The sequence below is a fragment of the Methylobacterium sp. 37f genome, assembly GCF_023093475.1.
Classification (GTDB): domain Bacteria; phylum Pseudomonadota; class Alphaproteobacteria; order Rhizobiales; family Beijerinckiaceae; genus Methylobacterium.
Window position 1 is genome coordinate 1 of record NZ_JAGHKN010000006.1, and the last position, 15,336, is coordinate 15,336.

Annotated in this window: 21 protein-coding genes; 11 read left to right on the plus strand and 10 right to left on the minus strand. The window is 68.6% G+C overall.

The window, feature by feature from the left end; genetic code table 11:
* Positions 1-45: 45 nt before the first annotated feature.
* On the minus strand, positions 46-966 hold the full coding sequence (locus J7U37_RS05710; RefSeq protein ID WP_247635089.1) for a LysR family transcriptional regulator: 921 nt from the start codon (positions 964-966) through the stop codon (positions 46-48).
* A 106-nt stretch (positions 967-1,072) separates the two neighbouring features.
* Here J7U37_RS05710 and J7U37_RS05715 point away from each other — a divergent pair, with 106 nt between their 5' ends.
* Positions 1,073-2,086, plus strand: coding sequence for an NAD-dependent epimerase/dehydratase family protein (locus J7U37_RS05715; RefSeq protein WP_247635090.1), 1,014 nt, complete (start codon positions 1,073-1,075; stop codon positions 2,084-2,086).
* Between the two features lie 28 nt (positions 2,087-2,114).
* Here J7U37_RS05715 and J7U37_RS05720 read toward each other — a convergent pair whose 3' ends face one another.
* The gene (locus J7U37_RS05720) at positions 2,115-2,675 is read right to left on the minus strand and encodes a L,D-transpeptidase family protein (RefSeq protein ID WP_056187385.1); all 561 of its coding nucleotides are present in this window, start codon (positions 2,673-2,675) and stop codon (positions 2,115-2,117) included.
* Positions 2,676-3,054: 379 nt separating this feature from the next.
* On the opposite strand from J7U37_RS05720, the gene J7U37_RS05725 reads away from it, so the two are divergent.
* On the plus strand, positions 3,055-3,741 hold the full coding sequence (locus tag J7U37_RS05725) for a response regulator transcription factor (RefSeq protein WP_056187383.1): 687 nt from the start codon (positions 3,055-3,057) through the stop codon (positions 3,739-3,741).
* A 24-nt stretch (positions 3,742-3,765) separates the two neighbouring features.
* Here the strand turns inward: J7U37_RS05725 and J7U37_RS05730 are convergent, their stop codons facing one another.
* Positions 3,766-3,996: a hypothetical protein gene (locus J7U37_RS05730; protein WP_056187380.1), complete on the minus strand. Its 231-nt coding sequence runs from the start codon at positions 3,994-3,996 to the stop codon at positions 3,766-3,768.
* A gap of 207 nt (positions 3,997-4,203) precedes the next feature.
* On the opposite strand from J7U37_RS05730, the gene J7U37_RS05735 reads away from it, so the two are divergent.
* Genes J7U37_RS05735 through J7U37_RS05745 form a run of 3 tightly spaced genes read left to right on the plus strand, consistent with a single transcriptional unit; the run spans position 4,204 to position 7,359 of the window.
* Entirely contained in the window at positions 4,204-4,392 is a 189-nt protein-coding gene (locus J7U37_RS05735; RefSeq protein WP_247635091.1) for a type II toxin-antitoxin system ParD family antitoxin, read from the plus strand.
* A 20-nt stretch (positions 4,393-4,412) separates the two neighbouring features.
* Positions 4,413-6,794, plus strand: a complete 2,382-nt coding sequence (locus J7U37_RS05740) for a PAS domain-containing protein (RefSeq protein WP_247635092.1) — start codon at positions 4,413-4,415, stop codon at positions 6,792-6,794.
* Between the two features lie 4 nt (positions 6,795-6,798).
* On the plus strand, positions 6,799-7,359 hold the full coding sequence (locus tag J7U37_RS05745) for a GAF domain-containing protein (RefSeq protein ID WP_056187371.1): 561 nt from the start codon (positions 6,799-6,801) through the stop codon (positions 7,357-7,359).
* A gap of 222 nt (positions 7,360-7,581) precedes the next feature.
* Here the strand turns inward: J7U37_RS05745 and J7U37_RS05750 are convergent, their stop codons facing one another.
* Both J7U37_RS05750 and J7U37_RS05755 read right to left on the minus strand, forming a co-directional pair.
* Complete coding sequence (locus J7U37_RS05750) at positions 7,582-8,070, minus strand: N-acetyltransferase (protein ID WP_247635093.1); 489 nt, start codon at positions 8,068-8,070, stop codon at positions 7,582-7,584.
* A gap of 160 nt (positions 8,071-8,230) precedes the next feature.
* Positions 8,231-8,626: a helix-turn-helix domain-containing protein gene (locus tag J7U37_RS05755; RefSeq protein ID WP_056182645.1), complete on the minus strand. Its 396-nt coding sequence runs from the start codon at positions 8,624-8,626 to the stop codon at positions 8,231-8,233.
* A gap of 107 nt (positions 8,627-8,733) precedes the next feature.
* On the opposite strand from J7U37_RS05755, the gene J7U37_RS05760 reads away from it, so the two are divergent.
* Positions 8,734-9,480, plus strand: coding sequence for a glucose 1-dehydrogenase (locus J7U37_RS05760; RefSeq protein ID WP_056182642.1), 747 nt, complete (start codon positions 8,734-8,736; stop codon positions 9,478-9,480).
* Here J7U37_RS05760 and J7U37_RS05765 read toward each other — a convergent pair.
* Entirely contained in the window at positions 9,455-10,312 is an 858-nt protein-coding gene (locus J7U37_RS05765) for a Crp/Fnr family transcriptional regulator (RefSeq protein ID WP_247635094.1), read from the minus strand. The two genes, J7U37_RS05760 and J7U37_RS05765, sit on opposite strands and share 26 nt — an antisense overlap.
* A gap of 293 nt (positions 10,313-10,605) precedes the next feature.
* On the opposite strand from J7U37_RS05765, the gene J7U37_RS05770 reads away from it, so the two are divergent.
* Together J7U37_RS05770 and J7U37_RS05775 are read left to right on the plus strand one after the other, a co-directional pair.
* The gene (locus J7U37_RS05770; RefSeq protein WP_247635095.1) at positions 10,606-11,319 is read left to right on the plus strand and encodes a Crp/Fnr family transcriptional regulator; all 714 of its coding nucleotides are present in this window, start codon (positions 10,606-10,608) and stop codon (positions 11,317-11,319) included.
* Between the two features lie 4 nt (positions 11,320-11,323).
* Positions 11,324-11,581 (plus strand): hypothetical protein, encoded by a 258-nt coding sequence (locus J7U37_RS05775; RefSeq protein WP_056182636.1) that lies wholly within the window; start codon positions 11,324-11,326, stop codon positions 11,579-11,581.
* A 30-nt stretch (positions 11,582-11,611) separates the two neighbouring features.
* Here the strand turns inward: J7U37_RS05775 and J7U37_RS05780 are convergent, their stop codons facing one another.
* Entirely contained in the window at positions 11,612-11,899 is a 288-nt protein-coding gene (locus J7U37_RS05780; RefSeq protein ID WP_082507803.1) for a DMT family transporter, read from the minus strand.
* An 86-nt stretch (positions 11,900-11,985) separates the two neighbouring features.
* Here J7U37_RS05780 and J7U37_RS05785 point away from each other — a divergent pair, with 86 nt between their 5' ends.
* Positions 11,986-12,228, plus strand: coding sequence for a hypothetical protein (locus J7U37_RS05785; RefSeq protein WP_056182634.1), 243 nt, complete (start codon positions 11,986-11,988; stop codon positions 12,226-12,228).
* Between the two features lie 25 nt (positions 12,229-12,253).
* Here J7U37_RS05785 and J7U37_RS05790 read toward each other — a convergent pair whose 3' ends face one another.
* On the minus strand, positions 12,254-12,604 hold the full coding sequence (locus tag J7U37_RS05790; protein WP_056182631.1) for a 4-fold beta flower protein: 351 nt from the start codon (positions 12,602-12,604) through the stop codon (positions 12,254-12,256).
* A gap of 92 nt (positions 12,605-12,696) precedes the next feature.
* Entirely contained in the window at positions 12,697-12,894 is a 198-nt protein-coding gene (locus tag J7U37_RS05795; protein ID WP_056182628.1) for a hypothetical protein, read from the minus strand.
* Between the two features lie 337 nt (positions 12,895-13,231).
* Here J7U37_RS05795 and J7U37_RS05800 point away from each other — a divergent pair, with 337 nt between their 5' ends.
* Complete coding sequence (locus J7U37_RS05800) at positions 13,232-13,690, plus strand: Crp/Fnr family transcriptional regulator (RefSeq protein ID WP_247635096.1); 459 nt, start codon at positions 13,232-13,234, stop codon at positions 13,688-13,690.
* A 341-nt stretch (positions 13,691-14,031) separates the two neighbouring features.
* Here the strand turns inward: J7U37_RS05800 and J7U37_RS05805 are convergent, their stop codons facing one another.
* Positions 14,032-14,538: a hypothetical protein gene (locus J7U37_RS05805; RefSeq protein WP_247635097.1), complete on the minus strand. Its 507-nt coding sequence runs from the start codon at positions 14,536-14,538 to the stop codon at positions 14,032-14,034.
* Between the two features lie 327 nt (positions 14,539-14,865).
* Between J7U37_RS05805 and J7U37_RS05810 the strand changes: the two genes are divergently transcribed.
* Entirely contained in the window at positions 14,866-15,294 is a 429-nt protein-coding gene (locus J7U37_RS05810; protein WP_247635098.1) for a hypothetical protein, read from the plus strand.
* Positions 15,295-15,336: the final 42 nt, after the last annotated feature.

Genomic DNA, 15,336 nt, shown 5'->3' on the forward strand with positions numbered 1-15,336 from the left:
CCGGCAAGGGTGTGGCGAACACGCGGGGGGGGGGGGGCGCCTCGATCAGGACCTCGGCGACCGTCTCGAAACATCCCGCTCCGGGCCGTCCAGATACGCCTTCAGCCCCCCGGCCAGATGATCGAACAGGGCGCGGATGCGGCGCGTCGTGCGCAGGTCCTCGTGCATGACGAGCCAGATTCCGACCTCGGCCAAGACGATCTCGGGCAGGACCGGCACCAGATCCGGGTCGCGCCGCCCGATGCCGTCCTGGCAGTAGCCGATGCCGAAGCCGGCGCGCAGCGCCGCCAGCAGGCCGAGATCGTCGGCGCAGGAGAACGCGAAGGTCAGGTCGTGGCCGAGGCTCGGGCGGACCCGCTCGGCATGGGCCGCGCGCCCGATCAGGCTGTGCCGGCCGAGATCCGCCGCCGAGGCCGGAACGCCGCGCCGGGCGACGTAGGCGCGGTGGGCGTAGAACCGGATCGGCGCCGTGCCGATGCGCCGGGCCACGAGGGCGCTCTGCGTCGGGGCGACGTTGCGCACGGCCAGATCGGCATCGCGGCGCAGCAGATCCTCGGTCCGGTCGCTCAAGGACAGTTCGAGGTCGACCCCCGGATGGGCGTCGTGGAAGCCTGCCAGCAGGGCCGGCAGCACGGCGCCGCCCAGGAAGGTGCTGGCGGTCAGGCGGATGCGGCCCCGCATCGCGTCGGGGGCGCCCGAGGCCCGCCGCATCAGCGCGGCTGCGGCCGCCGCCATCGCCTCGGCCTGGGGCAGGAGGTCGAGGGCGCGGTCGGTGGGCCGCAGGCCGTCGCTCGATCGGGTGAACAGGGTCAGGCCCAGGCTTCGCTCCAGGGCCGCGATCTGCCGGCCCAGGGTCGGCTGGGTCAGGCTCAGCGCGCGGGCCGCGCCCGACAGGCTGCCCGCCTGGACCACGCCGAGAAAGGCCCGCCACAGGTGCCAGTCCGGATCGGCGTTTCGGTGTTCCACAGGACCATCCATGCATTTTCGTATGGCAGGTCACCGCCTTTCGGCAATGGGCGTAGAACCTCGCCGCCCGCATCCTCGCGTGGATTTCGACAGAGGAGTGAAGGCGATGACGGAGCGACTGGCCCTGGTCACGGGGGCGACAGGGGGGATCGGCGGGGCGGTGGCGGAGGCGCTGCTGCGGCACGGCTGGCGGGTACGCGGCCTCGCCCGCGACCCCGAAAGGGCCAGACGGAGCGGGCCGGCGGGCCTCGACTGGGTCGCGGGCGACGCCCTGCGGGAGGCCGACCTGGTGCGCGCCGCCGCCGGCGCCCGCGTGCTGTTCCACGGGGCCAACCCGCCCGGCTACCGCGACTGGCGCGGCCTCGCGATGCCGATGCTGGCCCACGCGATCACGGCGGCGCAGGGCGCGGGCGCGCGGCTGCTGCTGCCGGGAAGCCTCTACGTCTATGGTCCGGACGTGTTCACCCCGAAGGGCGGCGCCCGCCTCGGCGAGGACGCGCCCCGCCATCCCCGCACCCGCAAGGGGGCCGTGCGGGTCGAGATGGAGGCGATGCTCGCGGCGGCGGCGGAGGCCGGCCTCGCCTCGCTGGTGGTCCGCGCCGGCGACTTCTTCGGCCCGCGCGCCCCGAGTTCCTGGGTCACCACCGTGCTGATGCGGGAGGGCCGACCCGTGCGCCGGGTGGTCACCCCCGAGGTGCCGGGCGCCGGCCATGCCTGGGCCTACCTGCCCGATCTCGCCGAGACCTTCGCGCGCCTCGCCGACCGGGAGGCCGACCTGCCGCGCTGCCTGAGCCTGCACTTCCGCGGCCATCACCTGCACGGGTGCGGCATGGCCGATGCGGTGGCCGATGCGGTAGCTGAAGCGGCGGGCCGGGCGCATGGCGCGCGCCCGCCGGTCCGGCCGTTCCGGTGGCTGCCGGTCTATGCCGGGGCGCCCTTCGTCACCTTCCTGCGCGAGGTGATCGAGATGCGCTATCTGTGGTCGACGAGCCTCGAACTCGACAATGCCCGCCTCGTCGCCCTTCTGGGGGAGGAGCCGCACACGCCCCTCGCCATCGCCGTGCGCAGCAGCCTCGCCGCCCTGCAGGCCCGCGCCGCCCGAGGTGCGGGGTTCACTTGATCCGCCAGGATCAACCGATCCCCCAGGATCAACCGATCCACAGGTGCGTGCGCGGGCCGATCCGGCGCAGCAGCCGGACCAGATCGGCGCGCCGGAGGGCGACGCAGCCCTCGGTCGGCAGGAAGCCGGGCCGCGCCACGTGCAGGAAGATCGCCGAGCCGCGCCCGCGTCGGATCGGCCCCCGGTTGTAATCGAGGTCGACCACGAGGTCGTAGAGTCCGTCCTCCCGCCACAGCCGCTCGTGCCCCACCCCCGGTGCCGGCAGGGCGATCGGCCGGTTGTAGCGCCGGTCGCGCGCATCGTCGCACCAGCCGTCCCCCGGCGCGCTCGGCGCCAAGGGGAGGGGGCTCGCCGGGCGGCTCGCGAAGTGATCCGGCCGGTAGACACCGCCGCGCAGGCGGAAGCGGCCGCGCGGGGAGGCGCCGTCGCCCTCGCGCTTGGTCTGGGTGATGCCGGCCCGCCCGAGGGCGCAGGGGACGATCGCCCCGCCCGCCAGGAGCTGGCCCCGGCTCCGGTCCGTGACGAGGGCGCGCACGCGCAGGTGTGGCAGGGCGACGCGCTGGGTCGTTCGCTTCGGGGGGCGCTTCATCGGCCGCTTATCGCGTGCCCGCCCGCCGGCTGCCAATCGAGTTTTTCGCCGGGGTTTTTGGCCGGGGTTTTCCGCCGGGGTTGAGCGGCCGGCCGGGCACCTCCCTGATCGGGAGCGCGAAACGCGCCGGCCCGGCCCCTGAAACTTTCGGCCGCGCCGCGCCGTAGGGGCCGGATAGACTGCGCACAACCGTATTGTGCGCAGTTGAGATTGTGGGCTAAGTGTGCACGGTGTGATTTACATAAGGCATGACGATGCCACCGTGTCATCATCGTTGCCTTGGAATGTGCTTGTGTGCCGAAGCCTCGGCGTCATCGTTCGTCTGCAGCCCGACAACCGCAGACGAACCCCGCGAAACTGCCTGAAAGTCCTTCGGTCGATGCCGAACACCCATCGCCTTCTGATCTGTGACGACGACGCCTCGCTGCGCGAGACGCTGATGGAACAGCTCGATCTCTACGACGAGTTCACCGTGCTGACGGCGGTGGACGCCCAGAGCGCCATCGCCCGCGTCACCGACGACCGCATCGATCTCGTGGTGATGGACGTCGCGCTGCCCGACATGGACGGGCGCGAGGGCGTGCGGGCCATGCGCCGCGGCGGCTATCGCGGCCCGGTCATCATGCTGACGGCGCAGGATTCCGAGGACGACACCGTCGAGGGCCTGGAAGCGGGCGCCAACGACTACGTCACGAAGCCGTTCAAGTTCGCGGTGCTGCTCGCCCGAATCCGCGCCCATCTGCGCAGCCACGAGGCCAGCGAGGACGCGGTCTTCCAGATCGGCCCCTACACCTTCCGGCCCGGCGCCAAGCTGCTGGTGGGCGAGCGCGGCTCCAAGCTGAAGCTCACCGAGAAGGAGACCGCGATCCTGCGCTTCCTGTATCGGGCCGGGCGCGAGGTGGTGGGCCGCGACACGCTGCTGGCCGAGGTCTGGGGCTACAACGCCCAGGTCACCACCCACACCCTCGAGACGCACATCTACCGCCTGCGCCAGAAGATCGAGCCGAACCCGGCCCTCGCGGCGATTCTCGTCACCGAGGGCGGCGGCTACAAGCTCCTGCCGTAGGAGCGCTCCTCCAGCCCGATCCTCTCACGGGCATTCGCCGCGGATGTATCGCTCCGCGAGGGCAGCGAGTTCGGCCCGTCCCTTGATCGCGCGCACGCGATGCTGCCGGCTCAGGCTGCACAGAACCTGAACCGACACGAGGTCGTCGTCAGACCCAAGCTGGAAAGCAGCGTCGGCCAGTTCGCGTGCAAATCCCTCGTCCTCAACGATTCCTCTCAGGATCACGTCCATTAAGTTGCGGATTGCGTCGGACACCGGCGAACCTTCCTAGGTCGAGTTCGCCAAAGAACATGGCTTCTTCTTTTAACCTAGATCACAACGACGTGATGTCACGCGATACGGTTCACGCTGGTCTCTCAGGGACTGGCTCAGATCACGCCCGGGCTGGTCCGAAGGGCCGTCCATCGCGTCGCAGGTGTCGAATAGGAAACACCCCGCCGAGGAAGGATGCTATCGAGGGTTATGCCCGCCAAGTACTCCCGCCACATCGCGCTGACCGAGCCGCTCGCCGCGTGGGTCGATGAGCAGGTCATGCGCGGAGAATATGCCTCCGCGAGCGACCTGATCCGCGCGGCCGTGCGCCTGCTGCGATCCCATCAGGAGACGAAGGACGTTCAGCGGATATCGCCGGGCCCATCCTCGAAGCCATGACCGAGCTCGACCGCCCGTCCATGAGCGCAGAGGCTGGCCTTGCCCGTCATCCTGGCGAGGCGCGCTACCGAACGCTGTTCGATTCCATCGAGCAGGGGTTCTGCGTCATCGAGTTCCTGGACGGTCCCGAAGGACCGTTGAGCGACTACATCCACATCGAGGCCAACCCGGCCTACACCGCGAATTCTGGCATCCCGGATGCCGTCGGCAAGCGCCTGCGTGAGATCGTCGGCGCCGAGGCCGACGAGTGGGTGCACCGCTACGCCGCGGTCTTGAGGACCGGCGTGCCGATCAAGTTCGAGCAGCACCTGGTCGCCACGGGGCGGGACTTGGCCGTCACCGCGCATCGCGTCGAGCCGGCCAGCCTGCGGCAGGTCGCGGTGCTCTTTTCCGATATCACCGCACGACGGCAGACCGAACTCGCCCTCCAGCGAAGCGAGCAGACCCTCGATGCATTGATCCGCAGCTCCTCCGAGGTGCGCTACCGGATCAACGCCGATTGGACCGAACTCGACCAGCTCGCGGGCGGTAACTTCATCCCCGACACCTCCAGCGCGAACCGGAACTGGCTGGACGAGTACATCCCGGCCGCCGACCGGGAAGCCGTCCGGGCGGAGATCGCACGGGCGATCCGAACCCAATCGACCTACTCCATCGAGCATCGGGTCAATCAGGTCGACGGCACCATCGGCTGGGCCTTTTCCCGCGCGGTGCCGCTGCTGGATGCCGAGGGCAACATTACCGAGTGGTACGGCGCGGCGTCCGACATCACGGCGCGGCGTAGGGCCGAGATCGCCCTGCGCGAGTTGAACGACACGCTGGAGGCGAGGGTAGCCGAGCGCACCGCCAAACTCCGCCTCTACGGCGATCTCGTCGAGGCGAGCGTCGCGCCGATCTGCGCCTTCGATACGGAGTTCCGCCTCATCGCCTTCAACCAGGCGCACAGCGACGAATTCCACCGGATCTTCGCCTACCGTGTTCAGCTCGGAGACGTGTTCCCGGACCTCTTCCCGCCCGACCAGGCGCCCGTCATGCGCAATCTCATGGAGCGGGCGTTGACGGGGGAGGCCTTCTCGGTGACCGAGGAGTTCGGCGACCCCGACCGGGTCAAGCCTTACTGGGAGGTGTCCTACTCGCCGCTGCGGGATGATGCCGGTCAGGTCATCGGCGCATTCCATTACGCCCGAGACATCTCGGCCCGCCTGCGAGCCGAAGCGGAACTGACGACCACGCAGGACACCCTCCGACAGTCGCAGAAACTCGAAGCGGTGGGCCAGCTCACCGGCGGCGTCGCTCACGACTTCAACAACCTGCTGACCGTCATCAAGTCGTCCACAGATCTGCTCAAGCGGCCCGATCTCTCCGACGAGCGTCGTGCCCGCTACATCGGCGCGATCTCCGACACGGTCGAGCGCGCCGCCAGACTCACCAATCAGTTGCTGGCCTTCTCACGGCGGCAGCCGCTGACGCCGGAGGTCTTCGACGCCTGCGAGAGCCTACGCCGGACCGGCGAGATGATCCGCACGCTGACCGGCTCCCGCATCAGGATCACCACCGAGCTTTCCCCGGCCCCCTGCTACATCAATGCCGACATGAGCCAGTTCGACACCGCGCTGGTCAACATGGCGGTCAATGCCCGCGACGCGATGGACGGCGAGGGGGAACTGACGGTCGCCGTGCGGCCCGTGGAGCAGATCCCCGTCATCCGAAGCCATCCCGCGCAGAACGGGACGTTCGTATCGGTCTCGGTGACCAACACCGGAAGCGGTATCGCCCCGGAGCAGATGGAGCGGATCTTCGAGCCGTTCTTCACCACCAAGGAGGTCGGCAAGGGCACCGGCCTCGGCCTCTCCCAGGTCTTCGGATTCGCCAAGCAATCGGGCGGCGACGTGGATGTGAGCAGCCGGTTCGGACACGGCACGACCTTCACCCTCTACCTGCCTCGGGCCGAAGGCGGAGCCGGGGTGATCGACTCCGTGGATCCGGATGCGCTGCTGTCGCCGCTGGGCTACGGACAAGGCATCCTGATCGTCGAGGATAACATCGAGGTCGGGCTCACCGCGACCCAGCTTCTGGAAGACCTTGGTTGCCAGACGGAGCTTGTGGTCAGCGGCGAAGCGGCGCTGGAGCGGCTTCAGACCGGAACGGAGACGTTCCGCGCGGTGTTCTCGGACGTGGTGATGCCCGGAATGGGCGGCCTCGAACTCGCCAAAGCGATCCGCAGCGACTTCCCCGGGCTGCCTGTGGTGCTGACCTCGGGTTACAGCCACGTTCTTGCCGGGCAGAACAACCATGGGTTCGAGTTGCTGCAAAAGCCCTACTCGGCCGAACAGGTGGGCCGCGTCCTGCGCCGCCTGATCGGTTCGCCCTCCGGGGCTGCCGACAGCCGACGGAAAGATTGACCGGATGAGCAACGACCGTGACCCGGTGGCCGCTATCGGCAACCCCGACCGCTTGGCGGTGCTGGATGCCTACGCGATCCTCGACACCGATGCGGAAGCCAGCTTCGACGGGATTGTGCTGCTCGCCCGTTCGGTCTGTGCGGTCCCGGTGGCCCTGGTGAGCCTCGTGGCCGCGGACCGGCAGTGGTTCAAAGCCCGCTCCGGCTTCAAACCCTCTGAGACCGATCTCAGCGCGTCGGTCTGTGCCCATGCCCTGGGGCGCCCTGGATTGCTGGTGATCCCCGACCTGACCAAGGACGAACGGACCTGCGCCAATCCCCTCGTCACGGGCGAACCGGGCATCCGCTTCTACGCAGGCGCCCCCCTGACCTCGCCGGAGGGCCAGACCCTGGGCACGCTCTGCGTCATCGACACGGTGGCGCGCCCGGGTGGCCTGAACGAGGAACAGACCGAGTGCCTGAACGCCCTGGCGAAGCAGGTGATCGGACTGCTCAACCTGCGAAGGGTCGTGGAGGTTCGCGACCAGGAAATTCGAGCTTTGAAAGCAGCGTTGGCCGCCGCTTGACGCTGCGTGGACCGTAGGTCTTCCGAGATTTCGGTTCCTGACTGTTCCAAACTGCCCGTCCCCACACATCCGCCTTCGAGCGCGATACGAATTTCTCGCGACGACGTGGACGGGGTCGGACGCAGCGGATTCGCTCTAAGAATGGGTCAGGTGGATTTTCGCCGGTCTTCTCCCGATCGATAATCTAGGTAAGTAGATATCGCCATCCCACCCGCTCGCAACCTAAGCAGAATTGCCTAGCTTCTTGCGCATGACGATATTAAACGGCTTGAAATCGGCAGCTTCGAAGAAATTCCGTGCGCTCTCATTGAAAGCCCATGTATCTAGCACAACGTCCTTGATACCGCGCACCTGAGCCTCAGCTTCGGCAGCGTCGAGCAAGGATGATCCCACGCCTAGTTTACGTGAGTTTTCACAGACTACAACGTGATGTATGTAGATGCGAAGCCTGGCATTCGTAAATGGAGTTGGTGGACGGTCTTGTATCTCGAACCAAGCATATCCTACAGGAAGTCCGGCCAACTTAGCAATTAAAACGAACGTCTTATCGGCAATGACGAGATTCGCAAAAAAGCTCTGCATTTCGGCATCGCTGGAATCCGCCCTGAACGCGGCAGGTTCAGCGCTAACGTGTAAGGCCTGAACGATTTGGTTCAGTCTCGCCAGGGCCCCAACGTCGTCGGCGGTGGCACGCCTCACAACTACGTCCATCCCCCACCTCCGGATTCGTTTGCAGGATATAACGGCAAGAGGACTGTCCTAAACCCATCCCGACCCAAAGTTGCCGGACGGCTGACGAATGACCGTTTCTTGGAAGCGTCTATGGCGAACCAAGCGATGGGGTTGAGTCGGAAGCCGACAATCCCGGCCATCACATCGCGCCCTGGGCCTCCGGCCCGGACGGGTCGCCACCGGCGGCGGTTGCCGTCCCGGCCTCCGTCCCGCTCTCCGCCGCATAGGCATTGATGATCGCCGGCAGCAGGCCGGGAAAGCGTGCCTGCACCTCGTCCCAGCGCGAGTGGTTGCGCATCTCCACGCCGTGACGTTCGCTGCGGATCAGACCGGCCTCGCGCAGCACCTTGAAGTGGCTGGACAGGGACGATTTCGGGATGACCCGGTCGCCCAAGGCCGAGACCGCCGAACAGGCCTCGACGCAACCGGTCCGCAGGATGCGGGCGAAGATCGCGGCGCGGACCGGGTCCGACAGGGCGTGGAGGATCGCCTCCGGCCGCACGTCCGCCATCGCCGGATGCACCAGGGGCCTCATCTTTCAACCGACCGAAGGCTTGATTGTCGCACCATTAGTACCGAAATTCCGAACTATGGGAGTTCAGGCGCCAATCCGGCGCCGGCCCAGGTCGAAGGTTAGCACAGATGTCGAAGCTGGATGGCAAGGTCGCGGTGGTGACCGGCGCGTCGAAGGGCATCGGGGCCGGGATCGCCAAGGCGCTGGCGCGGAACGGCGCGGCCGTGGTGGTCAACTACGCTTCGAGCCGGGCGGATGCCGACGCGGTGGTGGCGGCGATCGTGGCCGATGGCGGCCGGGCGGTGGCGGTGCAGGCCGACGTGTCGAAGACCGAGCAGGCCCACGCCCTGATCGCGGCGGCGATCCGGGAATTCGGACGGCTCGACGTGCTGGTCAACAATTCGGGGATCTACGAATTCGCCCCGATCGGCGAGGTGACCGAGGCCCAGTACCGCCGCGTCTTCGACGTCAACGTGCTCGGCGTCCTGCTGGCGAGCCAGGCGGCGGCGGCGCATCTCGGGGAGGGCGGCAGCATCGTCACCATCTCGTCGGCGGTGACCAGCGTGCACACGCCGACCACGGCGGTCTATACCGGCACCAAGGGCGCGGTGAACGCGATCTCGCACGTGCTGGCCAACGAGCTGGCCCCGCGCCGGATCCGGGTCAACGTGGTCAGCCCCGGCTACGTGGTGACCGAGGGCACCCACACCGCCGGCATCGTCGGCTCGGAGATGGAGGCCGGCTTCGTCGCCCAGACCCCGCTCGGCCGGGCGGGCCGGCCGGACGACATCGCCGACATCGTCGCCTTCCTGGCCTCCGACGACGCCCGCTGGGTGACCGGCGAGGAGATCACCGCCAGCGGCGGTCTGCGCTGAGGCGCGGCCCGTCCGTCCCGGTGGCAGCCAGGAGGTAGCCCGGGCTGAATTCGGCGATCTCCCGGAGCTGCCGGGGCTTGAGCAGCCGCAGGCTCCGGCCCCGGAGTTCCACCAGGCCCTGCCGCCGCAAGTCCTGCAGGGTCCGGTTCACGTGCACGTTCGAGAGGCCCAGGGTGTCGCCCAGATCCGACTGGGTGAGGGGCAGGGGGCAGGCGCCGTCCTGCACCAGTCCCACCGCCTCGAAGCGGGCCATCACTTCGCAGAACAGGTGGGCCATCCGCTCCAGGGCCGAGCGGCAGCCGAGATTGACGATCCACTCGCGGGTGATGGCCTGTTCGGACAGCCGGGCCGCGCGCAGGGCCTGCCCGAGGGTGGGATGACGCCGGATCAGGTCCGTCAGCGCCGGGCGCGGGATGCGCGCCACCCGGGAGGTCGCCAGGGTGCCGACCGCGTGGTTCATGGGGCCTGAAGTCCTGGGGCCGGGATCGGGCGCATCCACGTCGCAGAGGTCGCCGGGCAGCAGGTAGGCCATGATCTGCCGCCGCCCGCCGGCGCGCTGCGTGTAGCGGCAGGCGAAACCCTCCAGCACCACGAAGGCGGCCTCCGGCACGGCATCGTCGGACCGGAGATCGACCTGTGGTCCGAGCAGGCGCGGCTGGGCGCCGATCCGCTCCAGGGCCGCGACGTCGGAGGCGGTCAGCGCTGCCAGGCCCTGGAGCCGGCGCACCAGGGCGTTGCGCCCCGACCGTTGGTCCAGATCCGGGATAGGCAGGTTCGAAATAGGCAGGTTCGGGATTGCAGGTGCGGCGTCGCTCTGGCGAAGGGCAGGCATCGAGGCTGGCTCCCGACAGGCCAGCGGCTCTTCAGCAGGCCGGCAATGAATAAGCATTAGACGAAAGTCTAACCTGCCCAGCAGAGCAATGTTGCTCCTGAAGATATTATCGTGTTGTACCCGACACTTCTCCTGTGTCGGGTAGTGAACACAGCGACAATCCGGGTTGTGGTCGGGACGGAACCTATCGATACTCTGTCCATCGTCTGCCGCATAATGGTGCGCAGGCGCTCCAGGAGCCCGCGCAGGCTCTCGCCTGCCCCGGTCCCGCCGCATGGATGCCAAGCCCCTCGATGTCGCCGCCCCAACACGCCACGATCCGCAACCGTCTGCTGCAGCGCCTGTCGGCAGACGATTTCGCCCGGCTCCAGCCGCATCTCCGGCCGATGCCGACCAGCCTGCGCCAGAGCCTGATCCACCCGAACGAGCCGGTCACCGAGCTCTACTTTCCCGAGACCGGCTACGTCTCCGTCATGGCCGACGTCGCCGGCAATCGCATCGAGGTCGGGATGACCGGGCGCGAAGGGCTGGTGGGCGCGCCCCAGGTGCTGCTCGACGGCGGCTCGGCGTCCTACCACGAGTTCGTGCAGGGCCCCGGCACGGTGCTGGCCATCGCGCGGGCCCCGTTCAGCGCGGCCGTCGCGGACAGTCCGACCCTGCGCCGGCTGCTGCTGCGCTACCTCCACACCACGCTGACCCAGGCCCGTCAGATCGCCTACGCCAACGCCGCCTATACCCTCGACGTGCGCCTCGCCCGCTGGCTGCTGATGGGGCACGACCGCGTGGACGGCGACGAGATTCCGATCACCCACGAGTTCCTGGCGCTGATGCTCGGCGTCCAGCGTCCGGGCGCGACGCTGGCGGTGCAGACGCTGGAGGGCAACCGCCTCATCAAGGCCCAGCGCGGGCGCATCCGCGTGCTGGACCGGGACGGGCTCGTCGCCCTGGCCGACGACGGCTACGGCATCACGGAAGCCGAGTACGCGCGCCTCATCGAGGAGGCCTGAGACCATGCCGCATTACTACTTCAACCTGCGTCACCGCCCGGGGCCGCAGGGTCTGGCCGTCGACCCCGAGGGCGAGGACTGGCCGGATCTCGCCGCCGTGCGGGCGCGCGCCCTGGCGATCGCCCACGACATGATCACCCGGACGCGGACGGATTTTATCCGCGACTGGTCGGTCTGCGTCTTTGAGATCGAGGATGTGGAGGCCCGTCTCGTGCTCACGGTGCCGTTCAGCGCGGTGATCCCGGAGGCCGATTACGGCTGAGCGGTCTGGCCCGCGTCGCAGACCCGGAATTCAGAACAGCGCCACCAGGGCGACTCCGAGGATCATGAAGCCCGCGCCGGCCACCCGCCACAGGCTCGCCGGATGCACCGGAAGGCCGACCCAGCCGAACTGGTCGAGCCCGATCGAGGGGACGACGCCCACGGTCACGATGATTCCCGGGCACGATGATTCCCCGGAAGGTCGCGGCCCGATGGCGGGCGAGGCGTAGAGCTGGGCCAGGATCAGCAGCACGCTGAGGCAGCCGCCGAGCCAGGCCCACCACGGCGCCCGCGGCGATCTGGCAAGGGGGGGCGGCATCTGCGCTTCGCCCCGCGCCCCGGCCGGAACCGTGCTAGGAAGGGTTTCGCACGCAAGGTGCGATCCTCACGGGAGGTCAGGCTGCCATGGACGTGGTCCTCACGCCGACGGGCTCTTCGGGAAGTGCCTGGGTCCTGGCGGATCGCCTGGGGCGACGTCTCGGCACCGTCACGACGTCGCCGGGCGCGATTGGATTTCAGATCCGGCCGGAGGCGTCCGGCCTTTTGAAGGGCGTGAAGCGCGAGCATCCCTCCCTCGACGCCGCGATGTCCGCCATCGCGGACCTCGCCCAGGGAGCCTGCACGCTGGACAGCCAAGACTGGGACTGAGGCGCGGGCGCGGATTGCCGGACCCTCAGATCAGGTCGGCGAAGACACGGTCCGACCACGTGGCGGCGGAGAACCGCCCGGGCGGCGTCGGCCCGGGTTCCCCGCGTGCCGGCTTGGCCCCTCGGGGTCCCGGCGTCGTCTTCGTCTGGCGCCTGGGTTTGTCCGGCCCTCCGACCGCATCGTGCTCGAACAGGAGACAGGCGCCGGTCTCGTCCGAGATCCAGCCCCTGTCGGCCCAGCCGATGAAGCGCCCGTCATAGGCGTAGACCTTGTCGTCGTGGAGGAAGGCCGCCGGCTTCCCATTCCACAGGTAAAGCGCATGCCCGTCATGGCAGAACGCCGCCTCCTGCCCGGCCCGGTCAAAAAACTCGATCATGGCCGATTCCTGGTTCCGTGGTCCGCGTGTCGGGAGCGTGGCGTGTCGGGAGCGTCGCGTCCGGGTTTTCCATCAGGCCGGCGCCGTCCGGCTCAGGCGGCCGTGGCCGTTCCCTGAAGGTCCGCCGCGGCCTCGACCTGGATCAGGGCCGCCACCGCCTTGCTGAGACGGTCCTGCATCGCCGCCTCGGTGAGGAGCGGAAAGGCCGATTCCAGGGCGCGGGTCGCCCCGATGACGGCGGCCTTCGCGGCCGATAATCCCGACACGGTTCTGAGTTCGATGATGGGCATGGGGCATCCTGTGACGCATCGACTATGCGCCCCCGCGACGCATTCACCTAACCCCGATCGCGAACCGGCGTGAGAATCCCTTCCCGCCCCGGGCGGCGGACCGAAGGCCGGACCGGCATCCGCGGCCCTGGCGGGGAGCGGCGGGGCACGGTGGCGTTCCCCGGCGACGCGGCGACCGCCTGCTCCGGTTCGGCGCGCAGGAGCTGCCGGCGTCCGATGTTTCCCGTGAAACACCGGGCGGCGGCGCGGCGCGGGCGCCATATCGTCGGGCCGGCGTCTCGGTTAAGCTCCACCCGCAATCCCGTGGCGCGGCCACGCAGAACAGCAGGGACATCCGGTGGGGCTCGACGACGACATCGCGATCCTGAGTGCCGCACCCCTGTTCGGATTCCTGGCCCGGGACGCGCTGCGCCTGCTCTCCTTCGCCGCCGAGCGCCGCAGCCTCGGCGCGGGCGAGCGCCTGTTCGCCCAGGGCGAGCGCGCCGATGGCGGCTTCGTGGTGATGTCGGGCACGCTGACACTCACCCCCCGGGGCGCCCGCGCCGAGCCGGTCACCATGGGGCGGTCGAGCCTGATCGGGCGTCTCGCCCTGTTCCAGCGCGGCGAGCGCCCCTGCGACGCCGACGCGACGCGTGACGCCGAAGTGATCCGCATCACCCCCACGCTGATGCGCCGCGTGCTGGAGGAATTTCCCGACGCGGCCCGGGCCATCCACGCCGATCTGAGCCAGGATCTCGCGGCCTTCACGACCGATCTGGTCGGGCTCGGCGACCGGTTCGACCCCATCACGCCCTGACCCCCTCTCTCTCCATCTCTCCCGGTCATGCATCCGGCCGAGGGGTTCGCGGCCGGGCGTAGGCTCGCGAATGCCCCGTTCGCGGAAGCCCCGTTCGCGGAAGCCCGCTGCGTTTCTCCCGCAAGGCGGACCCATCGTCCGATCCGGGTGCAGGGCCGCCGAGGCACGCGTGCTCCGGCACACCGGCAGACACCAAAAATTCGCTGCGCCCGGAACCGAAAGCGGTCGTCAGGCTATATCTCCGGTCAAAGGAGGATCTTTATCAAATCCAGGACCGACAAAAGGCTTGATGGCCTGTGTCGCATGTCTTAAAAGTCTGTTGTTTCATTGGTGATCATCAATCAAGTTGAGGATTCGCTGTCATGAACGTCGTAAAAACAGCCGTAATGGGTCTTGTCGCCAGTGGTTCGCTCTGGCTTGTGGTGCCCGCGCAGGCGCAAGAGAGCCTTCAGTCTTCTCTCTTTGCGCGCGATGCCTCTCATTCCTCCAATGTCCGGGCGATTCAGGCGCGCAGAGACCAGCATGCAGCCAACGTTGCTGCGATCAACGGTGATTTTGGCGCCGCCCGGGCATACGCGCATGCGGCCGATGTCCGCCAGGTCCAATCCGACCGCGATGCCCGGCTGGCGCATCGCGCTGATCGCGCCGCCCGCATCGAGCGCGCTTTCGGAGACTGAGAAGGCGGGCGGTGCCGGATCGCCGGTCTGACAGAGGCCCCCGATCCGCACGCCCCGGACCTGCCTCTGCCGGCAACCGCGATCGCGGTTGCCGGACCGGAACGCCGCTGCGGATCGTCCGATGCCGTGGTTCGGACCGCGCCGGGTTTCTCGCGCGCGGGCGTAGGCCATCCGGCCGGGCGGCGACCGTCGGGCCGACCCGCTCGAACAACCCGGCGTGCGAAACCCGCATCGCTCTCACGCCGCAATCGCCGAAGAAGCGCCTGAGACCCCAAGAAGCTCCTGAGACCCCAAGAAGCTCCTGAGACCCCAAGAAGCTCCTGCGCCCTGGAAGGCTGGCCGACATTTCGCGGGTCGGAAACCATTTGTCATCGAATCCGGTCCAGGCTCGCGCGGCGTAGATTCGGCGCGTGAGTCCCCGGCCTCGGCCCTGGGCGGCGCGCCCAGACCCGGTGCTCGGTCGGAGCCCGGGTCCGCGCCGGGCGAAGGGAACAGGCGATGGCGGAGCGCCAGGATGAACGACCGACGGGGCGGGGAACGCGGGCGGCGGGCATCGCCTTCTTCACCACGGCGGTGCTCGGCGCGGGCTACCTGATCTACGAGCAGTCCACCCGCCTGCTGGTCTGCTACGAAACCAACGCCACCCTGTCGGACGACGCCTACGTCGACATCATGATCCGCGACATCGTCAAGAACGGCGATCACGGCGGCCGGTCCTATGCCAGCAAGCTCGCCTATCTGGAGGACAAGACCGCGTGCTGCACCATCGAGCGGGTGCCCAGCGCCCTGATCGAGGGGCGGCCGGTCAAGCGCGAGGTCTCGGTCTCGGCCCGGTACTTCAACACCACCATGCAGGACTACTTCTTCATCGAGCGCCGCTACGACGCCTGCGGCCATGCCAGCTCCAAGCCCATGACGGCGGGATGACGGCGGGATGACGACGGGCCGAGGCCACGCCGGATTTCGCCG

Coding starts and splice junctions, on each gene's coding strand:
- J7U37_RS05715 (WP_247635090.1), top strand. CDS start 1,073: ATGACGGAGCGACTGGCCCTGGTCACGGGGGCGACAGGGGGGATCGGC.
- J7U37_RS05720 (WP_056187385.1), bottom strand. CDS start 2,675: ATGAAGCGCCCCCCGAAGCGAACGACCCAGCGCGTCGCCCTGCCACAC.
- J7U37_RS05725 (WP_056187383.1), top strand. CDS start 3,055: ATGCCGAACACCCATCGCCTTCTGATCTGTGACGACGACGCCTCGCTG.
- J7U37_RS05735 (WP_247635091.1), top strand. CDS start 4,204: ATGCCCGCCAAGTACTCCCGCCACATCGCGCTGACCGAGCCGCTCGCC.
- J7U37_RS05740 (WP_247635092.1), top strand. CDS start 4,413: ATGAGCGCAGAGGCTGGCCTTGCCCGTCATCCTGGCGAGGCGCGCTAC.
- J7U37_RS05745 (WP_056187371.1), top strand. CDS start 6,799: ATGAGCAACGACCGTGACCCGGTGGCCGCTATCGGCAACCCCGACCGC.
- J7U37_RS05750 (WP_247635093.1), bottom strand. CDS start 8,070: ATGGACGTAGTTGTGAGGCGTGCCACCGCCGACGACGTTGGGGCCCTG.
- J7U37_RS05755 (WP_056182645.1), bottom strand. CDS start 8,626: ATGAGGCCCCTGGTGCATCCGGCGATGGCGGACGTGCGGCCGGAGGCG.
- J7U37_RS05760 (WP_056182642.1), top strand. CDS start 8,734: ATGTCGAAGCTGGATGGCAAGGTCGCGGTGGTGACCGGCGCGTCGAAG.
- J7U37_RS05765 (WP_247635094.1), bottom strand. CDS start 10,312: ATGCCTGCCCTTCGCCAGAGCGACGCCGCACCTGCAATCCCGAACCTG.
- J7U37_RS05770 (WP_247635095.1), top strand. CDS start 10,606: ATGTCGCCGCCCCAACACGCCACGATCCGCAACCGTCTGCTGCAGCGC.
- J7U37_RS05775 (WP_056182636.1), top strand. CDS start 11,324: ATGCCGCATTACTACTTCAACCTGCGTCACCGCCCGGGGCCGCAGGGT.
- J7U37_RS05780 (WP_082507803.1), bottom strand. CDS start 11,899: ATGCCGCCCCCCCTTGCCAGATCGCCGCGGGCGCCGTGGTGGGCCTGG.
- J7U37_RS05785 (WP_056182634.1), top strand. CDS start 11,986: ATGGACGTGGTCCTCACGCCGACGGGCTCTTCGGGAAGTGCCTGGGTC.
- J7U37_RS05790 (WP_056182631.1), bottom strand. CDS start 12,604: ATGATCGAGTTTTTTGACCGGGCCGGGCAGGAGGCGGCGTTCTGCCAT.
- J7U37_RS05795 (WP_056182628.1), bottom strand. CDS start 12,894: ATGCCCATCATCGAACTCAGAACCGTGTCGGGATTATCGGCCGCGAAG.
- J7U37_RS05805 (WP_247635097.1), bottom strand. CDS start 14,538: ATGGCCTACGCCCGCGCGCGAGAAACCCGGCGCGGTCCGAACCACGGC.
- J7U37_RS05810 (WP_247635098.1), top strand. CDS start 14,866: ATGGCGGAGCGCCAGGATGAACGACCGACGGGGCGGGGAACGCGGGCG.